The sequence below is a fragment of the Streptomyces sp. NPDC031474 genome, from assembly GCF_055581185.1.
The window spans coordinates 126,533-144,043 of the sequence record NZ_JBVIJX010000019.1; the positions used below are offsets into that span (position 1 = coordinate 126,533).

Consider the following 17,511-nt stretch of genomic DNA (forward strand, 5'->3'; position numbering starts at 1 on the left):
AAGGGGCATTCCCCGGCGTCGGCCTTGCCTCGCCGGGGATTCCCCTGCAGTCTTCGGGTCATGACCGCGTATTCCCCGGACGCCACCGACTGGCGCATCCTCGAGGTCCTCCAGCGCGAGGGCCGGGCCAGCTTCGCCGACCTGGCACGGGCCGTGGCGATGTCGGCGAGCGCCGTCACCGAGCGGGTGCGGCGACTGGAGGAGGCGGGCGTCATCCAGGGGTACGCGGCCGTCGTGGACCCCGAGCGGCTGGGGCTGCCGATCCTGGCGTTCGTGCGGCTGCGCTACCCCCACGGCAACTACAAGCCGTTCCACGACCTGGTGGCCGTCACGCCCGAAATCCTGGAGGCGCACCATGTGACGGGCGACGACTGCTTCGTGATCAAGGTCGCGGCGCGTTCGATGCGACACCTGGAGGAGGTGTCGGGCAGGATCGGCGCGCTGGGGTCGGTCACGACCAGCGTCGTCTACTCCTCACCGCTCCCCCGGCGCCCGGTCGGTCACTGACCCCGCTGCCGCACCGCCGACCCCGATCTCCCCTTGACGACCTCCAGCTGGGCGTGGATCCGCCGCCGCAGGTCGGCGACATGGCTGACGATGCCGACGCTGCGGTCGCGCTCGCGCAGGGAGTCGAGGACGTCAAGGACCTCGTCGAGGGTCTGCTCGTCGAGACTGCCGAACCCCTCGTCGATGAAGAGGGTGTCGAGGCGGACCCCGCCCGCCTCGTCGGTGACGACGTCCGCGAGGCCGAGGGCGAGGGCGAGCGAGGCGAAGAAGGTCTCGCCGCCCGACAGCGTGGCCGTGTCCCGCTCGCGGCCGGTCCAGGCGTCGACGACATGCAGACCGAGCCCGCTGCGCCCGCGTCCGGCCCGGTCGTCGGAGTGGACGAGGGTGTAGCGCCCGGAGGACATCCGCCGCAGTCGTACGGTCGCGGCGGCGGCCACCTGTTCGAGGCGGGCCGCCAGGACGTACGCCTCCAGGCGCATCTTGCGCTCGTTGTCGGCGGAGGTGCCCGCGGTGAGACCGGCCAGGCGGGCCACCCGGTCGTACTCCTCGCGCAGCGGGGCGAGCCGCCGCACGCCGTCGGCCGCGCGCGCGGAGAGCTGGTCCAGCTCGGTGCAGCGGCGGGCGGCGGCGTCCTGGGCGGAGGCTGCCGCGCGGAGGCGTTCGGCCGCGTCGGCCGCCGACCGCTCCGCGGCGGCGAGGTCCGCGGGCGGCTGCTGCGCGGCGGCCGCGGTGTCGGGTTCGGCGAGAACGGCCCGTACGGCGGCCTCCTCGGACTGCCAGAAGTCCAGCCGCCGTTGCAGCTCGCGGTGGGCGGTGTCGTCCAGGAGGGCGTCGGCGGCGGCCTGCGGGGTGTCGAAGCCGGCCCGGAAGGCGGCCTCGTCGAGGCGTCCGTCGGCGGCTTTGAGGCGCTCGGCGCTCTCCTCGGCGACGCGGGCGGTGTCGGCCGCTTCGGTGAGCCGGGCCGTCTGCCGCTCCAGTTCGGCGGCCCGCGCCGCGACGCTCTGCGCAGTGCCCCGCGCCTGCGTCAACTCCTCCTCCAGCACCGCCCGTTCACGCTCCAGGCGGTCGCGGTGGCCCACCCGGGACGCCGCCCGCACCGCGGCCTCGCGCTGCGCCGCCGTACGGCGTTCGTGCTCCTGCTCGGCCTGGCGAAGCTCCTCGCGCGCGGGATGCAGGGCGGAGGCCTCCCGCCGGGCCAGGGCGTAGGCCTGCTCCACCTCCTGGACGTCAAGGGCGAGCCGGTCCGTCGGGGTGTCGCCCGCCTCGGCGGTGGCGGCGGCGAGGGCCTCCCGGACGAGGCCGAGCTTCTGCTCGTCCTCGGTGTGGCGCTCCTCGGCTCGCTGGTATGCGGCGAGTGCCTGCTCCTCGGCCTCGCGGTCGACGTGCCCGGCGACCTTGCGGGCGGGCGCCGGGTGCTCGGTGGCGCCGCAGACGGCGCAGGGTTCGCCGGCGGTGAGGGTGGCGGCCAGCTCGGCGGCGATGCCGTTGAGGCGCTGTTCCTTGAGGTCGAGCCAGTGCGCGCGGGCAGTCTGTGCCTGCTCGCCGGAGGTGAGGGCCCTGCGCCCGGCCGCCTCCAGGTCATGGGCCAGTTCGTCGCGCAGTCGGGCCGCCTTCAGGCGCCGCTGCGCGGGCTCGCGTCGGCCGTCGAGCTGTTCGGCGCGGGTGGCGGCCTCCTGGGCGGACTCGATGCGGGCCTGGAGACCCGCGCGGACGGCGTCCCAGCCGGCGAGCCAGGCCTCGGTCTCCGCCAGGACGTCCTCGTCGTCCCGCTCCCGCAGGTCCAGGTCGGCGCGCTCGGCGGCGAGGTCGGCCAGCCGCCGCTCGCCCCGGCGGGCCGACTCCAGCCCGCCCAGCTCCTCGGCGGCCCGCCGGGCCGCGGCGGCGAGGCCGGCGGCTCCGGCGTCCGCGTACCCCTCCGGAAGCAGGGCACGCGCGCGTGCCGCACGTGCCGACGCCGTCGTGTGCTCGGCGTCGGCGGCCTCGCGCAGCTCCAGTGCCGGCGCCACCGCCTCCGCCTTCCGCGCCCGCTCCATCCGCGCCTGCGCCTCACGGTGGGCGCCGGCCCGCTCCTGGAGCAGCGCGGCACGCTCCCGCGCCTCGGTGAACCGCCGCTGCAGCCGGGCCCGTTCCCGCACCTCCTCCAGGGTGCGCTCGGCTGCGGCCTGCGCGGACTCGGCGGCCAGGCGGCCGCAGTGGGCGGTCGTCAGCAGCTCGCGGGAGGTGCTGCGGGCGACGGCGGCCGCGGCGAGCACCGCCCCGGCCAGCCCCGGCTCGCCCGGGTCGAGCTCGGGCAGCTCCATGGCGTCCCCGGCGACCTGCTGCATCCGGTGCGCGTCGGCGAGCAGCGCGGAGTCGCCCTCACGCACGCGTGCCTCGGTGGTACGGCGGCGCTCGGCGAGCCGCTTCTCGACCTCGGCGAACCGCTGGGTGTCGAAGAGGCGGCTGAGCAGCCTGCCGCGGGCCTCGGCGTCGGCGCGCAGGAAGCGCGCGAAATCCCCCTGGGGCAACAGCACGACCTGGCAGAACTGCTCGCGGCTCATGCCGAGCAGCTGGGTGATCTCCTCTCCGATCTCCTGGTGGGAGCGGCTGAGATCCTTCCAGGCGCCGGCCACGGGGTCGTACTCGCGCAGCCAGCTCTGCGCCTTCTCGACGGTGGTCCCGGGCCTGCCGCGCTTCTTGGCGCGTTCATGCGGCGGCTGCCGGGTGACCTCCAACCGGCGGCCCGCGACGGTGAGTTCGAGGGTGACCTCGGTGCGGGTGCCGGGCGCGGCGTGGTCGCTGCGCAGGGTCAGGCCCTGGCCGCTCTGCCGGGCGCCGGGTACGGAGCCGTACAGCGCGTAGCAGACGGCGTCCAGGACCGAGGTCTTGCCGGCGCCCGTCGGGCCGTGCAGCAGGAACAGCCCGGCGGCGGACAGCTCGTCGAAGTCGACGCTCTGGGGGTCGCCGAAGGGACCGAAGGCGGTGAGGTCGAGCCGGTGCAGCCTCACCGCGCCACCTCCCGCACGGCGTCGTCCGCGCGGACCGCGTCGAAGGCGTCCCGCAGCACACCCTGCTCGCGGGCGTCGGGCCCCGCCCCGCGCACATGGGCCACGAAGTCCTCGGCGATCTCCTGGTCGCTGCGGTCGGCGAGGCGGCGGGCGTAGGAGACGTCCGGGTCGTCGGGTGCGCGCTCGGGGGCGAAGACAAGGCTGAGGGTGTGCGGGAAACGCTCGGTGAGCCGGGCCATGGGGTCGGCCGGGCGGACGGCGTCGGTGAGCGTCGCCTCGATCCACGCGTCCTCGTGGCGGGCGAGCGCGGGGTCGGCGAGCAGCGCCTCCAAGGGGCCGCGGATCCGGGCCAGCGGGCGCGGGACCGGGCAGTCGATCCGCTCGGCGGTGACCTCCCCGCCGGCGCCGAGGTCGACGAGCCACATGGTCTTGCGGTGCGCGCTCTCCGAGAAGGAGTACGGCAGCGGGGAGCCGGAGTAGCGGACCCGCTCGGTGATGGTCTGGGAGCCGTGCAGGTGCCCGAGCGCCGTGTAGTCGACGCCGTCGAAGACCCCGGCGGGCACGGAGGCGACCCCGCCGACGGTGATGTCCCGCTCGCTGTCGCTGGGTTCGCCGCCGGTGACGAAGGCGTGGGCGAGGACGACGGAACGCGTCCCCGGCGCGCGGGCGGCGAGGTCGGCGCGGACGCGGTCCATGGCGGCGGCGAGCACGGTCTCGTGGCCGGCCTTGTCCACGCCGAACTCGTCCTTCACCAGGGCGGGTTCGAGATAGGGCAGGCCGTAGAAGGCGACGTCGCCGAAGGCGTCCTGAAGGACGACCGGTGTCCCGGCCGCCGCGGGGTCCGTCCGCAGGTGGATGCCCGCGCGGCCGATGAGACCCGCGCCGACGCCGAGACGGCGGGCCGAGTCGTGGTTGCCGGAGATCATCACCGTGGGCACGCCGAGGTCGGCCAGCCGGTGCAGACAGTCGTCGAAGAGTTCCACCGCGGCGAGCGGGGGCACCGCGCGGTCGTACACGTCTCCCGACACGAGCACCGCGTCGACCTCGCGTTCACGCACGGTCGTGACGAGGTGACCGATGAACTCGGCCTGGGCGCCGAGCATGTTCACCCGGTGGAACGCCCGGCCCAGATGCCAGTCGGAAGTGTGCAGGAGCCTCATGATCCCCGACCCTAACGGCCGGGTCTGACATCACGGGCGGTTACTCCCGTATCGCACCGTCATGACAGCCACCACAAAGGAGCGTTACGGACATTTCCCCCGACCGTTCGCTCAACGCGTCACACGTCACACGTCACACGTCCCCGTACGCCTCGCCGCCCAGCTCGAAGGCCGCCGTGCCCGCCGTCGCGTCCGCCAGCCAGGCGCGGAAGCCGTCCACGTCGGCGTCCGGGAGGCCGATCTCAATGGTGACGGCCTCGCCGTAGCGGACGTCCCGTACCGCGCGGCCGGTCGAGTGGAGGTCGTTCTGCACCTTGCCCGCGCGCTGGTGGTCCACGGTCAGGGTGGCGAGGCGGAAGCGGCGGCGGGTGAGCGTGCCGAGGGTGTCGAGGGCCTCGCCGACCGCGCCGCCGTAGGCCCGGATGAGGCCGCCGGCGCCGAGCTTGACGCCGCCGTAGTAGCGGGTGACGACGGCGACGACGTACCGCATGTCGCGGCGCAGCAGCATCTGGAGCATCGGCACGCCCGCGGTGCCGCCGGGTTCCCCGTCGTCGCTCGCCTTCTGGACGGAGGCGTCGGCGCCGATGACGTACGCCCAGCAGTTGTGGGTGGCGTCGGCGTGCTCCCTGCGGACGGCGGCGATGAAGTCCTGGGCCTCCTGCTCGGTGGCCGCCGGGGCGAGGGCGCACAGGAAGCGGGAGCGGTTGACCTCGGTCTCGTGCACGCCCGCGTGGGCCACTGTGCGGTACTCGTCCTGCATCCGGCCAGCCTATGCGCTGCTCGCCGACGCCCGATCGCTGAGTCGCCGTCGGCACAGGTGCGGGCGACGATGTGCGGGGTAACCAACGGTGGTGACCATGCGCCGTGCACGAGGCACCGTGCATGCGGCTGCGCCATGGCCCGACCGACCGCAGGGAGCACACAGCATGACCGGCACCGGGGTGAAGGAGACCAGCGCGGGTTCGCCGCACTCCCGGTGGCGTACCTGGCTCCTGGAAGGGCTGAGCGAGCAGACCGCCCGCCATCCGGGGCCGCATGCCACCCCGCGCGCGGAGCAGGAGGGCCACCGGTGGTGGCGCGTGATGTGCCTGACCGGTGTCGACTACTTCTCCACCCTCGGCTACCAGCCGGGCATCGCCGCCCTCGCGGCCGGTCTGCTGTCCCCGCTCGCGACGCTCGTGCTGATCGCGCTGACGCTGCTCGGCGCGCTGCCCGTGTACCGCCGGGTGGCGCACGAGAGCCCGCACGGCGAGGGCTCGATCGCGATGCTGGAGCGGCTGCTGCCGTGGTGGTCGGGGAAGATCTTCGTGCTGGTGCTGCTGGGTTTCGCGGCCACCGACTTCATGATCACGATCACCCTGTCGGCCGCGGACGCCGCAGCGCACGTCGTGGAGAACCCGTTCGCCCCGCACTGGATGTCCGACGGCAACGAGTGGATCACGCTGGTGCTGGTCGGCGCGCTCGGCGCGGTGTTCCTCAAGGGCTTCCGGGAGGCCATCGGCATCGCGGTGGTGCTGGTGTCGACGTACCTCGCGCTCAACCTCGTCGTGCTCGCCGTCTCCGCCCACGAGATCCTCAGCCACCCGGTGCGGATCGCCGACTGGACGCACGCGCTGACCGCCGAGCACTCCTCGCCGTGGATCATGGTCGGGGTGGCGCTGCTGGTCTTCCCGAAGCTGGCGCTCGGTATGTCCGGCTTCGAGACGGGTGTGGCGGTGATGCCGCAGGTCAAGGGGGATCCGACGGACACGTTCGAGGATCCGGGGGGGCGGGTGCGGGAGACCCGCAAGCTGCTCACCACGGCCGCGCTGATCATGAGCTGCTTTCTGCTGCTGTCCAGCCTGGCGACGACGATCCTCATCCCGCAGGAGGATTTCAAGAGCGGCGGCCCGGCGAACGGGCGGGCGCTGGCCTATCTCGCGCACGAGCATCTGGGCAAGGCCTTCGGCACGGTCTACGACGTCTCCACGATCGCGATCCTGTGGTTCGCGGGCGCCTCCGCGCTCGCCGGTCTGCTCAATCTCGTCCCGCGGTACCTGCCCCGCTACGGCATGGCGCCCGAGTGGACGCGCGCGGTGCGGCCGCTGGTGCTGGTGTTCATGGCGGCCGCCGTGCTCATCACCCTGTGGTTCAACGCGAACGTCGACGACCAGAGCGGCGCCTACGCGACGGGTGTGCTGGTGCTGATGCTGTCGGCGGCGTTCGCGTCCACGGTGGCCGTGCACCGGCACGGGCATCGGCTTGCCACGCTGGGCTTCGGGGCGATCACGGCCGTCTTCGCCTACACGCTCGTCGCGAACGTCGTCGAGCGGCCGGACGGCATCAGGATCGCGGCGATCTTCATCTTCGCCATCCTGGTCACGTCGTTCGGTTCACGGGTGCGCCGGGCCTTCGAGCTGCGCGCCGCGGAGGTGACGTTCGACGAGACGGCGTCCCGGTTCGTCGACCGGGCCGCGCGCCGTGGGCCCGTGCAGCTCATCGCGAACGAGCCGCAGGAGCACACCACGCGCGCGTACCGGGCCAAGGAGTGGGAGCAGCGCGAGCACACTCCCATCCCCGGCGGCGGCCCGGTGCTGTTCGTGGAGGTGTTCGTGCGGGACTCCTCCGACTTCACGGCGGACGTCACCGTGCACGGCGACGAGAAGCACGGGGTGCGCAGGCTGCGCGTCTCGGGCCCGACCGTCCCCAACAGCATCGCCGCCGTCCTGCTGGCGCTGCGCGACCGCACGGGTCAGGTCCCGCACGCCTACTTCAGCTGGACCGAGGGCAACCCGGTGAGCCATCTGATCCGCTTCCTGGTGTTCGGCGACGGCGAGGTCGCCCCGGTCACCCGCGAGGTACTGCGCCGCGCGGAGCCCGATCCCGCCCGGCGCCCACGCGTGCACGTCGGCTAGGACCCGGCTGGGACCCGGCTGGACCGGTTCCTAGCTGTCGCCGTCGGGCGGCTTCTTGCCCCTGGGGACGGTCATCGAGGTCAGCAGGGCCGTGCCGGGGGTCAGGGCGCGCCAGTCGGGTCCGTGCCAGGCGAGGACGGCGACGGCCGACGTCGGGAACTTCAGCCGCACCTCGTCCAGGGCGTCGTCGAGGCCGTCCCCGGCCAGGTCGAGGACCAGTTCCTCCAGGCCGGGGTTGTGTCCGACCAGCAGCAGGGTGCCGACCTCGGCGGGCGTCTCGTGGACGACGTCCAGCAGCTCGGGTGGGTCGGCCGCGTAGAGCCGGGGGTCGAAGCGCACCGGGGGCGTCGGGCCGGGCCACTGGGCGGCGGCCAGGTCCCAGGTGTCGCGGGCGCGGACGGCGGTGGAGCACAGGGCGAGGTCGGGCAGGCAGTCGGCCGCGGCGAGCGCGCGGCCCGCGGCCGGTGCGTCCCGGCGGCCGCGCGGGGCCAGCGGCCGCTCGTGGTCGGGGACGCCGTCCGGCCAGGCCGACTTGGCATGCCGCAGCACGACCAGCCGACGCGGCCCCCGGCCGACGGGCCCGGTCACGCCGGGGCCCCCAGGTCGCGGGTGAGTTCGAGGCCGAGGAGACGGTCGGCGTAGGCGTAGGTCTCGAAGCGGGCCCCGTCCGGCAGCTCGGGGCCGGCGTCGGCCACCGACCGCAGCACCCGCAGCACCTGAGGCATGTCCAGGTCGTCCTCCCATGCGGTACGCAGCCGGCCGCGCACGTCCTCGGGAACCGGCCTCGAGGGCCGCCGCGCCCAGTCGGCGACGGCTCTCCTCCACCGTACGAGGGTGTCGTGGGCCTCGCCCAGTACGGCCGCGTCGAGCCGGAGGGGCTCGCTGCGGGGCGTGGAGAGGAGGGCGAGGCGCAGCACGGCGGGGTCGGGGGCCGATACGGCGTCCGTCTCCGGCTCCCCGGGTCCGGCCGCCCACTCGGCCGGCGCGACGGCGACCCGTACGCCGTCCGGGGCCGGGCCGTCCGCCCCCACGACGTGCAGGATCTGTGCCTCGCCCCCGCCGGCGCCGAGTTCGCGGCCGTCCTCGAAGGGGTGCATGCCGAGGGCGGTGGCGCCCGCCCGGAGTTCCGCCTGCTCGCGTTCGCCGGTGAGCAGGGCGAAGACGGGCGTACCGCCCAGTTCCAGCGCGCGAAGGAGCAGATCGGCGACGAGCAGGACGCGGAGCGCCCCGGAGCCGTACCCCGAGGCATGGGCCTCGACACGGGTCAGGCCCCGCCGGACGGGGGCGGCGACGACGGACTCGCCGGTTCGGGCGTCGATGATGCGCAGCACGAGGCCGAGCGTAGGCGGACGGCGGACGGTTCGCAGGCAAGCCGCCCGGAATCAGCGTCCGCCGTGCTCTGTTGCAGTGGAGGACAGCTTGTGTCCGACCCGAAGGAGGCCGCCGGTGTACGGCGACGAGGAAACGATCCGGAAGATCCTCACCGGACTCGGCGACACCTGGGCCGTTGTGGGCCTGTCGTCGAACCGCCGGCGCGCGGCCTACGGGGTCGCCGAGGTGCTCCAGCGGTTCGGCAAACGGGTCGTCCCCGTCCACCCTAAGGCGGAGACGGTGCACGGGGAGCAGGGGTACGCCTCCCTCGCGGACATCCCCTTCGACGTGGACGTCGTCGATGTCTTCGTCAACAGCGAGCTCGCGGGCGCCGTCGCCGACGAGGCGGTCGCCAAGGGCGCGAAGGCGGTGTGGTTCCAGCTGGACGTCGTCGACGAAGAGGCCTACGACCGTACGCGCGCGGCCGGACTGGAGATGGTCATGGACCATTGCCCGGCGATCGAGATTCCCCGCCTGGGCCGCGACTCCTGAAAGGCTGCCCAGGAAATACCCGCACACAGGTCAAAATTGCGCCCGCGGTCTTCAGTGCGACGGTGGCCGATTCCTATTCTGAGCCTCCGATAAATGGCGAACTCACCTTCCAGGTAAGTCATTTATGAGAGGCCGTTGAAAATATGGTAAGCGTAGATCCCCTTTCCCAGGCCAAGGAGAACCCGGGCGCGGGCGGACTGCGCCGGGACGTCGGACTGATCGGGCTGATGTGGGCGTCGGTCGGATCCATCATCGGCTCCGGCTGGCTGTACGGCGCCCAGAAGGCGGTCGTGGTGGCCGGCCCCGCCGCGGTCGTGTCGTGGGTGATCGGGGCCGTGGCGATCGTGCTCCTCGCCCTGGTGCACGCCGAGCTCGGCGGGATGTTCCCGGTCGCGGGCGGCACGGCACGCTATCCGCACTACGCTTTCGGCGGCCTGGCCGGAATGTCCTTCGGCTGGTTCTCCTGGCTGCAGGCGGCGACCGTGGCGCCGATCGAGGTCGAGGCGATGATCGGATACGCCGGGCACTGGAGCTGGGCACAAGGTTTTCAGCATTCCGACGGCACCCTCACCACCGACGGGTTCATGGTCGCCGTATTCCTCATGGCCTTGTTCGTCGCCGTGAACTTCTTGGGCGTCCGGGCGCTCGCGCACACCAACAGCGCCGCCACCTGGTGGAAGATCGCGGTGCCGTTGGTCGCGATATTCGTCATCGCGGCCGGCAATTTCCATCCGGGCAACTTCACTTCGGAGGGCTTCGCGCCGTTCGGCGCGAAGGGCGTGCTGAGCGCGATCAGTTCGTCCGGCATCATCTTCGCCCTGCTGGGGTTCGAGCAGGCGATCCAGCTCGCCGGCGAGAGCCGGGACCCGAAGCGGGACCTGCCCAGGGCGACCCTCGGCTCGGTCGCGATCGGCGCCGTGGTCTATGTGCTGCTCCAGGTCGTGTTCATCGCCGCGCTCCCGCACAGCGCCTTCGCCGACGGCTGGGCCAAGCTGAACTACGCGGGCATCAGCGGCCCCTGGGCGGGCCTGGCGACCCTGGTGGGACTGGGCTGGCTGAGCGCCGTGCTGTACCTCGACGCGGTGATCTCCCCCGGCGGCACCGGCCTCATCTACACCACCGCGACCTCCCGGATCTCCTTCGGCCTGGCCCGCAACGGCTACGCGCCGAAGGTGTTCACGCACACCGACAGGCGGGGCGTGCCCTGGTTCGGGCTGATCATGTCGTTCGTGACCGGCGTCGTCTGTTTCCTGCCGTTCCCCAGCTGGCAGGAGCTGGTCGGCTTCATCACCTCGGCGAGCGTGCTGATGTACGCGGGCGCGCCGCTGGCCTACGGGGTGTTCGCCGACCGGCTGCCGCACCACGAGCGTCCGTACCGGCTGCCGGGCGGCAGGTGGGTCTCCCCGCTGTCGTTCGCGGTGGCCAACCTCATCATCTACTGGGCCGGCTGGGACACGCTGTGGCGGCTCGGCGTCGCCATCGTCATCGGCTATGTGCTGCTCGGCGGCTACGCCTGGTACGCCGTCCGCGCCGGGCTGCCCGACGCGCCCCGGCTGGACTGGAAGGCCGCGCAGTGGCTTCCCGTCTATCTGCTGGGCCTCGGCCTGATCTCCTGGCAGGGCGGTTTCGGCGGCCAGGGGCACCTGGGACTGTGGTGGGACATGCTGGTCGTGACCGCATTCTCGCTGGCGGTCTACTCCTGGGCGAAGGCGTCCGCGTCCCGCCCCGAGGAGATCGAGCGCAGCATCGAGGAGGTCACGGTCGCGGACGCCCCGGCCCACCCATAATGTGCGGCCCATAATGTGCGGGTGACCACCAACTCCCCCTCCTCTCACCACACTCCGGTCGTCGTCGTGGGCGCCGGCCCCGCGGGTCTCACCGTCGGCAACATCCTGCGGGCCGCGTCCGTCGACTGTGTCGTCCTGGAGACGGAGAGCCGTGAGTTCATCGAGCGGCGGCCACGCGCCGGCGTCATCGAGGAGTGGGCGGTGCGCGGACTGCAACAACGGGGCCTCGCACACCACTTGACGGAGCGTGCTCAGCTGCACTCCGCGTGCGAGTTCCGCTTCGGCGGCGAGCGGTACCGCTTCCCCTACACCGAACTGACGGGCCATCACCACTGGGTGTACCCGCAGCCGTTGCTGGTGACGGACCTCGTCCACAGCTACGTCGACGTACGCGGCGGCGACGCCCGCTTCTCGGTGCGCGACGTCGAGCTGCACGACCTCGACACGGCCCGGCCGACGGTGTCGTACACCTGTCACGACACGGCTGAACGGCAGGTGCTGACCTGCGACTTCGTGGTCGGCGCGGACGGGGCGCGCGGGGTCGGCCGGGCCGCGCTGACGCCGGAGCGGGCGCGGATCGCGCGGCACGACTACGGCATCGGCTGGCTGGCGCTGCTCGCCGAGGCGCCGCCGTCCGCCGACTGTGTGCTGTTCGGCGTCCATCCGAACGGGTTCGCCGGGCACATGGCCCGCAGCCCCGAGATGACCCGCTACTACCTGCAGTGCCCGCCCGGCGACGACCCGGAGAACTGGTCCGACGACCGGATCTGGTCCGAGCTGCACCAGCGCCTCGGCGCGTTGGACGGTCCGCCGCTCACCGAGGGGCCGCTGATCGAGAAGCGTGTGCTGGACATGCACGACTACGTGGTCGAGCCGATGACGTACGGGCGGCTCTTCCTGGCCGGGGACTCGGCCCACCTCGTGGCGCCCATCGCCGCGAAGGGCCTGAACCTCGCCCTGCACGACGCGTTCCTGCTGGGCGACTCACTGGTCGCCTACCTGGACGGCGGCGACGGGGCCGGCCTGGACAGCTACTCGGACACATGTCTGCGCCGGGTGTGGGACTACCAGGAGTTCTCCCAGTGGCTGTCCGAGGTCTACCACGGGACCGCGGCCGGCGACCCGTTCCGGGCGGGCACGACGTTCGCCCGGCTGCGCCGGCTGTTCACGTCTCCCACCGCCGCTGCCGCCTTCGCGGAGCAGTACCTCGGGACCGCGGACCACTACTGAGTCAGTCGTGCGGCGGTTCGTCCCCGAGCCGGTGGTCCGCCACGTTCAGGGCCTCGTCCACCAGGCGGCGCAGATGGCCGTCGGAGAGCGAGTAGATCACCCGGCGGCCCTCCTTCCGGGTGTGCACGAGCCCGGCCAGCCGCAGCCGCGCCAGGTGCTGGCTGACCGCCGGCCGGGCCGCTCCGCAACGTTCGGTCAGGGTCGTCACATCGGCCTCGCCGGAGCCGAGCGCGTGCAGCAGGGCGAGCCGGGTGCGGTCGCCGAGGAGGGCGAGGAGTTCGGCGGCGAGGGCGAACTGCTCCTCGCCGGGCGTGCGCGGATGCGCATGGTGTGCAGGTGACAGGTGCATGCGTGCGCTCATACGCACATAATGGCGGGACGGACGCGTGCGCGTCCACCTCGGCGCACCGGAAGGGGATCGACGTGAGCGAGCGGCACGACCACGAACACGGGCACGAGCACCAGCACCAGCACCAGCACGGGCATCACCATGAGCACGCCCATGAGCATCCGCACCACGCCCCCTCCCCGTCCCCATCCCGCTCCCTGGGCCTTCGCCACCGCATCGCCCATCTCCTCACCCCGCACTCCCATGAGGCCGCCGACAAGCTGGACCCGGCCCTGGAGTCCTCGGCCCGGGGCATGCGCGCGCTCTGGCTGTCGTTGGCGGTGCTGGGCGTGACGGCCGTCGCGCAGGCGGTCGTGGTGGTGCTGTCCGGGTCGGTGGCGCTGCTCGGTGACACGGTGCACAACGCGGCGGACGCGCTGACGGCCGTGCCCTTGGGGATCGCGTTCGTGCTGGGCCGGCGGGCGGCCACGCGCCGCTTCACCTACGGCTACGGGCGGGCGGAGGACCTGGCGGGCATCGCGATCGTGCTGACGATCGCCGCGTCGGCGGCCTTCGCGGGGTGGACGGCCGTCGAGCGGCTGCTGGACCCGCGCCCCGTGCACCACATCGGCGCGGTCGCCGTGGCCGCGCTGGTGGGCTTCGCGGGCAATGAGTGGGTGGCGCGGTACCGCATCCGGGTCGGCCGCTCCATCGGCTCGGCCGCGCTGGTGGCGGACGGACTGCACGCGCGCACGGACGGGTTCACCTCACTGGCGGTGCTGCTGGGCGCGGGCGGCTCCGCGCTCGGGTGGCAACTCGCGGACCCGGTCGTGGGGTTGGCGATCACGGCGGCGATCGCACTGGTGCTGCGGGACGCGGCGCGGGAGGTGTTCCGGCGCGTCATGGACGCCGTGGACCCGGCCCTGGTCGACCGGGCCGAGCGGGCGCTGCGGGAGGTCGAAGGAGTGCGCGGGGTGGGCGAGTTGCGGCTGCGCTGGATCGGGCACCGGCTGCGGGCCGAGGTGGCGGTCGTCGTGGACGGCCAGGTGACGGTACGTCAGGCGCACGGTATCGCCGTGGACGCGGAACACGCCCTGCTGCACGCCGTCCCCCGCCTGACGGCCGCGCTGGTCCACGCGGACCCGGCGCCGGCCCCCGGCGAGGACGACCCGCATCTGGCCCTCGCCCATCACGGCATGGCCTGAGCTCAGGCCACCCCGAGCCCCTCCAGCACCACCGCGCCCGGCAGTTCGGCGAGGGCCTTGCCCGGCACCAGGAGCTTGCCGCGTCGGCGCCCGCTGCCCACCAGGACGTACGGCAGGTCGACGACGGCGGAGTCCACCAACACCGGCCAGGCGGCGGGGAGTCCGATCGGGGTGATCCCGCCGTACTCCATGCCGGTCTCCCCGACGGCCGTGTCCATGGCGGCGAACGAGGCCTTGCGGGCGCCCAGTTGGCGGCGGACGACGCCGTTGACGTCTACCCGGGTGGTGGACAGCACGAGGCAGGCGGCGAGGGTCGTCTCGCCGCCGCGCTTGCCGGCCACCACCACGCAGTTCGCGGACTGCTCCAGCAGTTCGGGCCCGTAGTGCTCCACGAACACGGCCGTGTCGGCCCACTGCGGGTCGGTGTCGACGTAGACGATCCGGTCGGCGGGCACGCTGCCGCTCCAGTGACGTACGGCGTCGGCGACCGGGGCGGTCAGCTCGTCGAGGCAGTCGGGGGCGGGGACGGCGGTGTCGAAGTGACCGATGGGTGCGCGCATGATCGCACGCTAACAGCCCGTCCACGCCCGCCCGAGGGGGGTCTCAGCTCACGGGCGGCGGCGGCACCGACACGGTCAGCACCATCTCCGTCGGGACCTCGCCCTGATTGCCGTACCGGTGCGCGGCATTGGCCTCGAACGTGACGCTCGCGCCCGTCGGCACGCGGTACTCCACGCCGTCGACGGTGAGGGTGAGTTCACCGGCGGTGACATGGGCGATCTCGACGGTGCCCGGCGGGTGCGGCTCCGAGCCGCTGCTCTCGCCGGGCATGAGCCGCCAGTCCCACATCTCCAGCGGGCCCGGCGCCTCCGTGCCCGCGAGGAGCCGGCTGAAGCTGCCCTCGTCGGTGTGCCACAGCCGTACCGCCTGCTCGGCGGGAACGACACGGACCTTCGGCCCCTGTTCGTAGTCGAGCAGGGTGGTGATGCTCACCCCGAGCGCGTCGCCGATCTTGACGACCGTGCCGAGGCTGGGATTCGTGCGGGCCTGCTCGATCTGGATCAGCATGCCGCGACTGACCCCGGCGCGGGCCGCGAGCGTGTCGAGGGTGAAGCCGCGCACCGCGCGCCAGTGCTTGACGTTGCGCGCCAGGGACTGAGTCAGGAGTTCGAGGTCCGACACGTTCCGTCCACTTCGGGAGTCCAATATTCTGGATGACAGGGTTCAGCACCTTGCACTACGGTGTGGTGCACCCGACCGTGCACCGAACTGTACTGCGAGGACCCGGTGACAGCACTCTTCGCCCTGGCCACCAGCCTCCTGTGGGGCCTGGCCGACTTCGGCGGCGGGCTGCTGACCCGGAGGACCCCGGCGCTCACGGTGGTCATGGTCTCGCAGTCGATCGCGGCGGCCGTCCTCGGCGTGATCGTGATCGCCACCGGCGGCTGGAGCGAGGCCGGTCCCCGGCTGTGGTTCGCCGTCGCGGCCGGGCTGGTGGGGCCCGTCGCCCTGCTCTCGTTCTACAAGGCGCTGGCGCTCGGCCCCATGGGGGTCGTCTCCCCGCTGGCCACGCTGAGCGTGGCCGTGCCGGTCTCCGTCGGGCTGGTCCTCGGCGAGCGCCCGGGGCTCGTCCAGCTCGCGGGCATCGCGGTGGCGGTCGTCGGGGTCGTCCTCGCGGGCGGTCCGCAACTGCGCGGCGCGGCGGTGCAGCGGCAGGCCGTGCTGCTCACGCTGGTCGCGGCGCTCGGTTTCGGCACGGTGTTCGTGCTGATCACCGAGGCGTCCACGACCGTCACCGGCCTGTTCCTCGCCCTGTTCGTGCAGCGCGTGACCAATGTGGCCACGGGCGGTGCGGCGCTGTACGTCGCTGTCCGGCGCGGGGCGTCCGCGCTGCCCGCGGGCGGGCTCGCGTGGGCCTCGCTGCCGTCGTTCGGATTCGTCGGGCTGGCCGACGTCGCCGCGAACGGCACCTATGCCGTCGCCGCCCAGCACGGCCCGGTCACGGTGGCCGCGGTGCTCGCCTCGCTCTACCCGGTGGTGACGGCGCTGGCCGCGCGCGGCTTCCTGCGGGAGCGGCTACGCGCGGTCCAGGCCGCGGGCGCGGGACTGGCGCTGGTGGGCACGCTGCTGCTGGCGACGGGCTGAGTCAGCCCTCCGGCTCCAGCTGGGCCAGCTTCTCGACGGTCTCCTCGTCCAGCTCCGACAGCGCGACCAGCTGGTCCGGGGTGACCCCGTCCGGTATCGGCACCGGCGCGGGCGTGCGCAGCGGCGGCTGCCAGCCCTCGGCGGGCGTCCAGCGCCGCACGACCTTGGCGGGCGCCCCCGCGACGACGCAATGGTCGGGCACCGTGCCCCGCACCACCGCCCCCGCAGCGACCACGACGTTGCGTCCGATCCGCGCTCCCGGCAGGATCACCGCCCCCGTGCCGATCCAGCACCCGGGGCCGATCTCCACGGGCTCCATGCGCGGCCACTGCTTGCCGATGGGCTCGTGCGGATCGTCGTAGGAGTGGTTCGTGGACGTCACGTACACATACGGGCCGAAGTAGCAGTCGCTGCCGATGGTGACGGTCGTGTCGGCGATGACATGGCTGCCCCGGCCGAGGACCACGCCGTCGCCGAGGCGCAGGATCGGATCGGGGCCGAGGTCGAGGTCGGGCATCAGACCGGCGGTGAGAGTCACCTGCTCGCCGACGATGCAGTGCGCGCCGAGGTGGATCCACGGCTCCCCGAACACCGTGCCGAGCGGGAAGGCGAGCCGGGTGCCCGTGCCCATCGAGCCGAAGCGGAAGCGGCCGGGGTGCTCGGCGGTGACGGAGCCGGTGCGCTGCACCCAGGCCCAGCCCGCCTGGACGGCGCGCTGCCCCAGGCGACGCCGCCATGATGAGAACGTGTTCTTGCGCTTCGGCACCCGCTCACCGTACTCAGCGCGCGTTGCGGCCATGGGTGCGACGCCCTGTGATCTTCGCCCTACCGGGTGGCGTACCGTGCGGGAGGACGACCGACACGAGGAGACGGTGATGACGCACAAGGCGCTGATCGTGGGCATCGGCGGCAGGGAACCCGAGGTCGACGCGGAGGCGTTCGTGGCGCCGACGGCCTCGGTGATCGGGGACGTGACGCTGGAGGCGGGCGCGAGCGTCTGGTACGGCGCGGTCGTGCGCGGTGACGTCGAGCGGATCACCGTCCGGCGCGACGCCAACATCCAGGACAACGTGACGCTGCACGCCGACCCCGGCTTTCCGGTGACGATCGGCGAGCGGGTGTCCGTCGGCCACAACGCGGTCGTGCACGGGGCGACGGTCGGGGACGACTGCCTGATCGGGATGGGCGCGACCGTGCTCAACGGGGCGGTGATCGGGGCGGGTTCGCTGGTCGCCGCGCAGGCGCTCGTGCCGCAGGGGATGGAGGTGCCGCCGGGGTCACTGGTGGCGGGGGTGCCGGCGAAGGTGAAGCGGGAGTTGAGCGAGGAGGAGCGTCAGGGAGTGACCCTCAACGGCACGCTCTACGCGGATCTGGCCAAAGCCCATGGTGAGATCCACGCGTAGGC

At 73.1% G+C, this 17,511-nt stretch carries 17 protein-coding genes; 8 read left to right on the forward strand and 9 right to left on the reverse strand.

Annotated features, from left to right (window positions below):
• Positions 1 to 60 precede the first annotated feature (60 nt).
• On the forward strand, positions 61 to 507 hold the full coding sequence (locus tag ACZ5SK_RS35520; RefSeq protein ID WP_079663704.1) for an Lrp/AsnC family transcriptional regulator: 447 nt from the start codon (positions 61 to 63) through the stop codon (positions 505 to 507).
• Here the strand turns inward: ACZ5SK_RS35520 and ACZ5SK_RS35525 are convergent.
• The 3 genes from ACZ5SK_RS35525 to ACZ5SK_RS35535 form a co-directional block, all read right to left on the reverse strand.
• Positions 501 to 3,494 carry an AAA family ATPase gene (locus ACZ5SK_RS35525; RefSeq protein WP_457495515.1) on the reverse strand — a complete coding sequence of 998 codons (2,994 nt, stop codon included), beginning with the start codon at positions 3,492 to 3,494 and terminating at the stop codon, positions 501 to 503. The two genes, ACZ5SK_RS35520 and ACZ5SK_RS35525, sit on opposite strands and share 7 nt — an antisense overlap.
• Entirely contained in the window at positions 3,491 to 4,654 is a 1,164-nt protein-coding gene (locus tag ACZ5SK_RS35530) for an exonuclease SbcCD subunit D (RefSeq protein ID WP_468576964.1), read from the reverse strand. Before ACZ5SK_RS35530 ends, ACZ5SK_RS35525 begins: the two co-directional genes overlap by 4 nt.
• A 133-nt stretch (positions 4,655 to 4,787) precedes the next feature.
• Positions 4,788 to 5,414, reverse strand: coding sequence for a YigZ family protein (locus tag ACZ5SK_RS35535; protein WP_334583070.1), 627 nt, complete (start codon positions 5,412 to 5,414; stop codon positions 4,788 to 4,790).
• Between the two features lie 166 nt (positions 5,415 to 5,580).
• Between ACZ5SK_RS35535 and ACZ5SK_RS35540 the strand changes: the two genes are divergently transcribed.
• Positions 5,581 to 7,548 (forward strand): APC family permease, encoded by a 1,968-nt coding sequence (locus ACZ5SK_RS35540; RefSeq protein ID WP_334583071.1) that lies wholly within the window; start codon positions 5,581 to 5,583, stop codon positions 7,546 to 7,548.
• 30 nt (positions 7,549 to 7,578) lie between these two features.
• Here ACZ5SK_RS35540 and ACZ5SK_RS35545 read toward each other — a convergent pair whose 3' ends face one another.
• Both ACZ5SK_RS35545 and ACZ5SK_RS35550 read right to left on the reverse strand, forming a co-directional pair.
• The gene (locus tag ACZ5SK_RS35545) at positions 7,579 to 8,136 is read right to left on the reverse strand and encodes a SixA phosphatase family protein (protein WP_334583072.1); all 558 of its coding nucleotides are present in this window, start codon (positions 8,134 to 8,136) and stop codon (positions 7,579 to 7,581) included.
• On the reverse strand, positions 8,133 to 8,879 hold the full coding sequence (locus ACZ5SK_RS35550; protein ID WP_334583073.1) for a hypothetical protein: 747 nt from the start codon (positions 8,877 to 8,879) through the stop codon (positions 8,133 to 8,135). Before ACZ5SK_RS35550 ends, ACZ5SK_RS35545 begins: the two co-directional genes overlap by 4 nt.
• Positions 8,880 to 8,994: 115 nt before the next feature.
• Here ACZ5SK_RS35550 and ACZ5SK_RS35555 point away from each other — a divergent pair, with 115 nt between their 5' ends.
• The 3 genes from ACZ5SK_RS35555 to ACZ5SK_RS35565 all read left to right on the forward strand — a co-directional run bounded on the left by ACZ5SK_RS35555 (position 8,995) and on the right by ACZ5SK_RS35565 (position 12,428).
• The gene (locus ACZ5SK_RS35555; RefSeq protein ID WP_334583074.1) at positions 8,995 to 9,411 is read left to right on the forward strand and encodes a CoA-binding protein; all 417 of its coding nucleotides are present in this window, start codon (positions 8,995 to 8,997) and stop codon (positions 9,409 to 9,411) included.
• 143 nt (positions 9,412 to 9,554) lie between these two features.
• Positions 9,555 to 11,198, forward strand: coding sequence for an APC family permease (locus ACZ5SK_RS35560; protein ID WP_334583075.1), 1,644 nt, complete (start codon positions 9,555 to 9,557; stop codon positions 11,196 to 11,198).
• Between the two features lie 21 nt (positions 11,199 to 11,219).
• The gene (locus tag ACZ5SK_RS35565; protein WP_334583076.1) at positions 11,220 to 12,428 is read left to right on the forward strand and encodes a 4-hydroxybenzoate 3-monooxygenase; all 1,209 of its coding nucleotides are present in this window, start codon (positions 11,220 to 11,222) and stop codon (positions 12,426 to 12,428) included.
• 1 nt (position 12,429) lies between these two features.
• On the opposite strand, the gene ACZ5SK_RS35570 is transcribed toward ACZ5SK_RS35565, so the two are convergent.
• Positions 12,430 to 12,789, reverse strand: coding sequence for an ArsR/SmtB family transcription factor (locus tag ACZ5SK_RS35570; RefSeq protein WP_334583077.1), 360 nt, complete (start codon positions 12,787 to 12,789; stop codon positions 12,430 to 12,432).
• Between the two features lie 62 nt (positions 12,790 to 12,851).
• Between ACZ5SK_RS35570 and ACZ5SK_RS35575 the strand changes: the two genes are divergently transcribed.
• Entirely contained in the window at positions 12,852 to 13,961 is a 1,110-nt protein-coding gene (locus ACZ5SK_RS35575) for a cation diffusion facilitator family transporter (protein WP_361708906.1), read from the forward strand.
• Positions 13,962 to 13,963: 2 nt separating this feature from the next.
• Here the strand turns inward: ACZ5SK_RS35575 and ACZ5SK_RS35580 are convergent, their stop codons facing one another.
• Both ACZ5SK_RS35580 and ACZ5SK_RS35585 read right to left on the reverse strand, forming a co-directional pair.
• On the reverse strand, positions 13,964 to 14,521 hold the full coding sequence (locus ACZ5SK_RS35580) for a YbaK/EbsC family protein (protein WP_334583079.1): 558 nt from the start codon (positions 14,519 to 14,521) through the stop codon (positions 13,964 to 13,966).
• A 43-nt stretch (positions 14,522 to 14,564) separates the two neighbouring features.
• The gene (locus ACZ5SK_RS35585) at positions 14,565 to 15,143 is read right to left on the reverse strand and encodes a helix-turn-helix domain-containing protein (RefSeq protein WP_099937760.1); all 579 of its coding nucleotides are present in this window, start codon (positions 15,141 to 15,143) and stop codon (positions 14,565 to 14,567) included.
• 105 nt (positions 15,144 to 15,248) lie between these two features.
• Between ACZ5SK_RS35585 and ACZ5SK_RS35590 the strand changes: the two genes are divergently transcribed.
• Positions 15,249 to 16,106 carry a DMT family transporter gene (locus ACZ5SK_RS35590; RefSeq protein WP_334583080.1) on the forward strand — a complete coding sequence of 286 codons (858 nt, stop codon included), beginning with the start codon at positions 15,249 to 15,251 and terminating at the stop codon, positions 16,104 to 16,106.
• Position 16,107: 1 nt separating this feature from the next.
• On the opposite strand, the gene ACZ5SK_RS35595 is transcribed toward ACZ5SK_RS35590, so the two are convergent.
• Positions 16,108 to 16,905, reverse strand: coding sequence for an acyltransferase (locus ACZ5SK_RS35595; RefSeq protein WP_443041384.1), 798 nt, complete (start codon positions 16,903 to 16,905; stop codon positions 16,108 to 16,110).
• Between the two features lie 76 nt (positions 16,906 to 16,981).
• Here ACZ5SK_RS35595 and ACZ5SK_RS35600 point away from each other — a divergent pair, with 76 nt between their 5' ends.
• On the forward strand, positions 16,982 to 17,509 hold the full coding sequence (locus ACZ5SK_RS35600; protein ID WP_334583082.1) for a gamma carbonic anhydrase family protein: 528 nt from the start codon (positions 16,982 to 16,984) through the stop codon (positions 17,507 to 17,509).
• The last annotated feature ends 2 nt before the right edge of the window (positions 17,510 to 17,511 follow it).

Excerpts from the sequence above, each read along its gene's own strand:
- ACZ5SK_RS35520 (WP_079663704.1), top strand. The coding sequence starts at position 61 with ATGACCGCGTATTCCCCGGACGCCACCGACTGGCGCATCCTCGAGGTC.
- ACZ5SK_RS35530 (WP_468576964.1), bottom strand. The coding sequence starts at position 4,654 with ATGAGGCTCCTGCACACTTCCGACTGGCATCTGGGCCGGGCGTTCCAC.
- ACZ5SK_RS35535 (WP_334583070.1), bottom strand. The coding sequence starts at position 5,414 with ATGCAGGACGAGTACCGCACAGTGGCCCACGCGGGCGTGCACGAGACC.
- ACZ5SK_RS35540 (WP_334583071.1), top strand. The coding sequence starts at position 5,581 with ATGACCGGCACCGGGGTGAAGGAGACCAGCGCGGGTTCGCCGCACTCC.
- ACZ5SK_RS35560 (WP_334583075.1), top strand. The coding sequence starts at position 9,555 with ATGGTAAGCGTAGATCCCCTTTCCCAGGCCAAGGAGAACCCGGGCGCG.
- ACZ5SK_RS35570 (WP_334583077.1), bottom strand. The coding sequence starts at position 12,789 with ATGAGCGCACGCATGCACCTGTCACCTGCACACCATGCGCATCCGCGC.
- ACZ5SK_RS35580 (WP_334583079.1), bottom strand. The coding sequence starts at position 14,521 with ATGCGCGCACCCATCGGTCACTTCGACACCGCCGTCCCCGCCCCCGAC.
- ACZ5SK_RS35595 (WP_443041384.1), bottom strand. The coding sequence starts at position 16,905 with ATGGCCGCAACGCGCGCTGAGTACGGTGAGCGGGTGCCGAAGCGCAAG.
- ACZ5SK_RS35600 (WP_334583082.1), top strand. The coding sequence starts at position 16,982 with ATGACGCACAAGGCGCTGATCGTGGGCATCGGCGGCAGGGAACCCGAG.